General features: G+C 46.3%; 5 protein-coding genes and 1 tRNA gene. 3 read left to right on the plus strand and 3 right to left on the minus strand.

Annotated features, from left to right (window positions below):
* Positions 1-575: 575 nt before the first annotated feature.
* From ACKI3C_RS04695 to ACKI3C_RS04705, 3 genes are read right to left on the minus strand one after another with little or no spacing between them, the layout of a single operon-like run.
* Positions 576-1865 (minus strand): CDP-glycerol glycerophosphotransferase family protein, encoded by a 1290-nt coding sequence (locus tag ACKI3C_RS04695; protein WP_407402558.1) that lies wholly within the window; start codon positions 1863-1865, stop codon positions 576-578.
* Positions 1862-2887, minus strand: coding sequence for a glycosyltransferase (locus tag ACKI3C_RS04700; protein WP_407402560.1), 1026 nt, complete (start codon positions 2885-2887; stop codon positions 1862-1864). Before ACKI3C_RS04700 ends, ACKI3C_RS04695 begins: the two co-directional genes overlap by 4 nt.
* A 4-nt stretch (positions 2888-2891) precedes the next feature.
* Positions 2892-3074: a hypothetical protein gene (locus ACKI3C_RS04705; RefSeq protein ID WP_407402562.1), complete on the minus strand. Its 183-nt coding sequence runs from the start codon at positions 3072-3074 to the stop codon at positions 2892-2894.
* A gap of 130 nt (positions 3075-3204) precedes the next feature.
* On the opposite strand from ACKI3C_RS04705, the gene ACKI3C_RS04710 reads away from it, so the two are divergent.
* The 3 genes from ACKI3C_RS04710 to ACKI3C_RS04720 all read left to right on the plus strand — a co-directional run bounded on the left by ACKI3C_RS04710 (position 3205) and on the right by ACKI3C_RS04720 (position 5806).
* A tRNA-Ser gene (locus ACKI3C_RS04710) sits at positions 3205-3292 on the plus strand.
* Between the two features lie 177 nt (positions 3293-3469).
* Complete coding sequence (locus tag ACKI3C_RS04715) at positions 3470-4792, plus strand: hypothetical protein (RefSeq protein WP_407402564.1); 1323 nt, start codon at positions 3470-3472, stop codon at positions 4790-4792.
* A gap of 54 nt (positions 4793-4846) precedes the next feature.
* Positions 4847-5806: a PCMD domain-containing protein gene (locus tag ACKI3C_RS04720; RefSeq protein WP_407402566.1), complete on the plus strand. Its 960-nt coding sequence runs from the start codon at positions 4847-4849 to the stop codon at positions 5804-5806.
* Positions 5807-6542: the final 736 nt, after the last annotated feature.

Genomic DNA, 6542 nt, shown 5'->3' on the forward strand with positions numbered 1-6542 from the left:
CATAGGAGACCGAATGATTTTAGGTGGATAAGGGTCGTTATTTCCAGGGCAACCGCATCAAAACTTGCCAAAACTTCTCGACTTCCCCCACGGAGTATTGGATCAGGTTTTGGACCTAAAATGATGGGAAAAACAAAAAAACAACATCTTGTAGGAATATAACTGCTAACACTTTTGTGTAACAAGAGGATGTTGACAAAGAATAAATATTTAGTTAATTTTTAGTTGATTTCAAGCGAAGCGCCTTTTTTAGGTTGTATTTAGGTGGTGGCGCTGCGCTTGAAATACACTGAAAATAAGCTAAAAATATAAAAATCTGTTTTTCAGCGAAGCGGTGTTTTTTGGTTTTGCGAGCAAGCAATCCCGCAGGGTGATGATTGTTACGGGATTGGGCGTTGAGAACTTGTTCTCATAAGACCAAGACCGCAACAAGCATCAGTGGCTCGAAGAGACACATTGCTCGCAAAACGGTTTTTCTTGTTTTTGTTTTTAGTCCCTTACTACCGAAAAACAAACACTGATTTTCAACTACTTATCTTTTTGTTCTATAGAAGGCACAGAGGTCACAGCACATATTAAGCCAGATTTTCCCTCTGATTTGATGCGGTTGCCCTGTCCTGGTTCCACAGCACCTTGCCGGTGTCGATGTGTTCTATTATCTTATCGGCTATGACTTGCGATGCGTTTCCCGGCTCATACAGTCCCATGCGCTCCTTGAACGCTCGCCAGCGTTCCAGATAGGCCTCATGGTCATAGTTCTCTATATTCTCCATCAACTCGTCGCAGGTGCGCGCATAGGGGAAGGGGAGTTCCTCCATCTCGTAATACACCCCGCGCTCGGCTTTATAGGTATCAAAGTCGGTGGCAAAGGTGAAGCACGGAATATCGAGCAACGCAGCGTCAAAGATGCACGACGAGTAATCGCTCATCACAATATCGCACCCCTTGAGCAACTCCTGCATATCGGGGAACAAAGTCGCATCAATGACCCAAGAAGGAACTGAAATTTTTCCTTTCAATATGTTGACAAATGACGGATGCCAGCGAACCATAATCCTCCACTCGCCGCCAAACTTTTCCTCCAATGCATTCTGCAACAATTCATAATTCACGGCATATACACTTTCGTCTATTTCTTTATCCCAAAAATAATCACGGAATGTGGGTGCATAAAGAAATATCTTGGTGTTTGAATGAAGAGAATAGCACTCTCTCACTCCCTGCCTTGCTTCTTCGTTACCAGTAAACAAGCAATCGTTCTTGGGATAGCCGCATTTGAATACAGGACCTTCATATCCGAAAGCCCTTCGGAAAATGCCTGTAAGGTGGGATGACTGTGACAGAAAGACATCCGACACCGCATTGGTATGTTTCAGTTCCTGCATTTGATGTTCGCTGCCCACAAATTCCTGCGAATCTTTTTCAATGCATTTGATTCCTAAACCACCATGCCAAGTCTGTAAGAATAATTGGCCTTTCCTCTTTTTTATCCATGTGGGGTAATGATGGGTGTTTACCATCACCTTGGATGTTGCAATATGGTAGATTGTCTTAATAGTGATTGCAAAGGGAGTGGACAGCATCCATACTGGAATTTTGTAGTCAAATTGCTCGTTTTTCATCCAGTAATACTTGTAATCAGGGCGCAGCCGATGCAGTTTCTCCATGATAAACTTGGAATTATCACCATACTTTTTCCCCGAAAAACACACAGCAATTACCTTGTTTTGCAACGGCAGCAACGAGAAAATATGATATAATAACCAAGCTAACAGACGGTAAAACCTATTTTTCACACGTCTCTTTACAATTCGCAAAACTTCTATTACGCCCTTGGTTCTTATTTTTGCTAATACACTATTCATCTATTCTCTTGTTTATTTTTGAGCCTATGGTCTATCATGTCACCCCTTGCATTCTCTGGTATCGGGTACCGTTTGAAATACACCTTCATGATTAAACTTTGGAACATGTGATACATCAACGGATGGTGATATATAAAGTTGAAGGCTCTTAATTGCCTGGTCTTACTAATGTGGTCGGTGCCTATCGCGGCACACCGCGGAAATAGTTCCCTTATTTCGCTCAAAGTGTAGGGCGAGCACAAGATTCGGTTAAACAACACTTGATAGTTGTAGTTACACACACGCGTGAAACGGTCGTAACCCACAAAATCGGTTGCAAATTCCTTCAATTTTTCATTAACCTTCACCAGGTTTTCAACAGTCATCTTTATATGTTTCACGTCCCTGCCGTAAGTTGCTCCACTGGGATTGATGGTGTAAGAGTAAAGCCGTGCATCAGTCACCACCATGGTTCCATCGTGTCGCAGCATGTCCCAGTTGAACACTATGTCCTGACGTGTGCGTAGCGAAGGGAAGCGCAGGTGGTGTTTCAAGAGAAAATCACGGCGATGCAGCTTGATCCAAGCATAAGGCCTTACATGGTTACTCTTGACATAATCCCTGATTGCCCCCGAATACACCACACGGCCATCAATGCTGTGGCTTTCAGTATAAATGTTTTTGCCAAAGTCAAAACAAACAATGTCGGGCGAGTGCATCAGCGTGTTATCAAACAGGAACCTATAAGCACCCGGCATCACTTGGTCGTCGGCATCGACAAAGTGGATGTATTCTCCCTTTGCCTCATCTATTCCAAGGTTTCGCGATTCCCCCGATCCTTTATTTTCTTGATGAATTACTCGCATGTTATCCCATCTGGTAGCAATATCGCGAGCTGTTGCAAAGCTGTTATCGGTTGATCCGTCATCCACAATAATCACCTCATATTCCTCCCTGTCAATGCCCTGCAACGCCAGGGAATCAATACAAGCAGGCAATGATGCCGCATTGTTATACAACGGTATGATAACAGATAGTTTCATTTTTTTATGCACTAAAAAAATTGTTATTCAAGTTTTTAATCACATTTTCCTGTGATGGTGCTTTATTGATACAACCAAAAATCTCTTTTATTGTGTGTTCTATTAATTGCTCAAAAACGACCGAAATAATTAATAAATTTATCCCCAAATTAATAGAACCTATCTTAAGTGATACAAATATACTCATTTTTTTCCATTTTCATTGCGTTTTCTCCATAAATGTGGGTGATTTTCCTAAACATAACGTCAAGGCCGTAAAACTTTTTTGGTTTTGCTTGCTAATTAATGTAGTATTTTATAATTTTGTAAAAATTTTCGGAGTGGTGCTCGAGTGGCTGAAGAGGCACGCCTGGAAAGCGTGTAACCGTCACAAGCGGTTCCCGAGTTCGAATCTCGGTCACTCCGCAATGCAAGTGGGTGTATCAATTCGGTTTGGTACACCCTCGTTGTTTTCGGCGTTAACTTTTCTCCCGCGGCCAAATTCGGGAATAATTTCAGATAGGTATGTCTAATTTTGAATGATTAAATTAATACTTTTTGTATAATTTTTGTAACTTTGCATGTTTAATTACAATTAAGACTATGAAAAGGAACGGAATATTTTCTCTGGTGCTGGCTGCGGCGCTGTGCTGGGGCACGGCAAATGCCCGCGAACGTATGGTTGTGACTCAAGCGGGAACGGTGTATAGCATTGACGCCGAGAATGTGCTGAAAGGCGCTGACGGCGACATCGACTACACTCTCGACTATGACAAGTCTAAATCACTCTACAGCATCACATTCACCATTGCAGCCGACGACAAGGACACCCCGCTCATGAAACTGCTCACCAGCGGGCAGGCTGTCGAGCTGGGCACTCCGCAAGGCACGCTCATCACTGCCACGGTGACTGGCATTGAGAAGATGCGCGGCACGGCGATAGCGACGCTCAAGACGCAGGGGTACACCTACCAGGAACTCAAGAATGCCGTTTCCTTCCGCGGCGACGTGCTGGCGCTGCGCGCCCAGGGTGTGGACGAGGTGACTTTCCCCAGCGAGGGCGAGTATGTGCTGACGCACTTGCACGCAATGATGGACAAGATGATGGACACCACAGGCCAGCGCGAAGTGAAGCAGGCACCGGTGGCCGCAGCACCTGTCCAGAAACAAGAGGCGAAGAAGGAACAGGCAACACCTGCCGCACCCAAGATTACTGCCCAAGGCACTGAATTCAGCGCCAAGAACGAGAACGCTCTGTTCAAGTGCTCGGGCACATGGGTAAAACCCGCCACCGAGCCTAACGGACGCATGCTCAAGGTGCAGGAGTCTATGCTTCGCACCAAGCAGTGCAAGACAGCCGCAATGAACATGAGCAGCGGCGGACTGTATATCTACAGCTCTAACGGATACGGCACTACGCCTCGACTCCCCAAGACCCTCATCGACGCGCTCAAAGAACTCAACGTGCCTCATTCAAGCATCAACGACGTGGTGCTCACCGAGAGCAACAAGTGGATCATCATCTACCAGAAGAGCGGTTACAAGACTAGCGCCGGCCTGCCCCGCACGCTGCTCGACAGGCTGAGCGCATGCAACGCCGCTAAACAGACGTTCAAGAGCATCACACTCACCGACGATGGCGAATGGGCCGTAGTGACCAACAAGGGTTACTGGTGCGAAGGCGAGGAAATCAAGGCTTTCCTCGATGCCGCAAAGGCCAAGTATGGCGGCTTGCAGGCGGTGCACCGCACCTGCGGCGGAGCCATGGTGGCTGTGTGCAAGGGTGGAGTGATGTGCCACAAGGTGCCCGAAGCCATGCTCAGAGAGCTCAAGACGCTGGAGTTTGAGCCACGCATGATTGAATTTACCGACGACGGGCTATATATCATCACCGACGGCAAAGAAAAGGTGGAGTATTACCTGTGACCCGGATGCTCTGCCCGCAATATCAGAAACTCAATATTATCAACAAAATAAGGAATGAAAAAGGTTATTTTTACAGTCATGGCGGCAGCACTCACAGCCGCATCGAGCATGGCAGCCGAGAAGGTCGTACTGCTCAAATTTGGCGATTTTGACCAGTGGGTCACCCGCCACATCAAGGAATCAAGCGTGATAGGTGGCAACACCAAGACCATTTATGAGATAGGCCCCACAAAAACCCTCGATGGCGCAACAGCCTATGTGCCCCAGGGCGGCAGCCCATGGGCTACCAGCAACGTGTATGCCAAGGTGATGGGCGTGGTGAAGACCAGCAACGCTGTGTTCCCCGACACCCACGGCAGCGGCAAGTGCGTGAAACTCACCACTATGCTCGAGCACGTGAAGGCAGTGGGCGTGATCAACATGGACGTGCTCGTCAACGGCAGCATCTTCCTGGGCCGCATGTTTGAGCCCGTGTCAAGCACCAAGAACCCATATAGCAAGATGGAAATGGGCGTTCCCTTCACACAGCGCCCCAAGTACTTGCAGTTTGACTACAAGCTCACCGCTCCCACAGGCGACCGCACTTATTCTAGCGGTTTCGGATCGCAGAAGACCATACGCGGCCGCGACTATTCAGAGGTGTTCATCCTGCTGCAACGCCGCTGGGAGGACGAGAAAGGCAACATTCACGCCGCTCGCGTGGGAACAGGACGCCAGAGATTTGGCGCAACCACTGCCAACTGGGTCAACAAGCACCGCATTGAGGTGAAATATGGCGACATCACCAAGACTCCCGGCTACCAGAGCTACATGGGACTTATCAGCACCAAGGACCGTGCCTACTATGCGCGCAACAGCAAGGGCAAGATGGTGCCCGTGATCGAGGAGCAATGGGACGACGCTAACGCAACGCCCACCCACATGCTGGTGATGGCATCGAGCGGTTGCGGTACTGCCTACGTGGGAACGATAGGCATGACATTCTGGATCGACAACATGGCGCTCGTGTATTAATCTCACGCAACAGCGCACCCCGCATCTACACCCCGCAGGCACAGCTTTGCCCGCGGGGTTTTCTTTTGCTCCAAGAACAAATACAAAGCGAAAACACACTTGTTTTCGGATGAAAGCACAGGTAACTATTCACCAATGGAACTCCCCGCCCGGATCTCACTGATAACACAGATTTAATAATAACTGAAAGAAATTAAAATAATTAGAATAATTTCATTTTCTTTTTTTTTCTGTCAAAAAATTAATCAAGCAGATGGCGCTGCGCTTGAAATATACTGAAAATAAGCTGAAAATATACAATCTGCGCAATCCGCGAGAGAGAAAAAAATTCCCCGAGTTCCCCGAGAGTGAAAACTGAAAGAAATTAAAATAATTAGAATAATTTCTTATTCAGTTAAATCAGAGCAATCTGTTGTAACTATTCTGCAAAAAATCTATTGCTGAATAGTTACGGATGTTGACAAAGAATGAATTTTTTGTTAATTTTTAGTTGATTTCAAGCGAAGCGCCTTTTCTCTTGGGTTGTATTTAGGTGGTGGCGCTACGCTTGAAATACACTGAAAATAAACTGAAAATAATTTAAGATTCGGATGTTGGCACAGAGATTTTTTTACTGAAAGAAATTATTCGAAATTAGAAGAAATTATTTATCTCCCACAAAGTATTGGATTAGGGGTTTATGCCTAAAATGAGGGGGAAAGACAAAAATAACATCTTGTAGGAATATAACTGCTAG

The organism is Sodaliphilus sp. (assembly GCF_045598405.1).
Classification (GTDB): domain Bacteria; phylum Bacteroidota; class Bacteroidia; order Bacteroidales; family Muribaculaceae; genus Sodaliphilus; species Sodaliphilus limicaballi.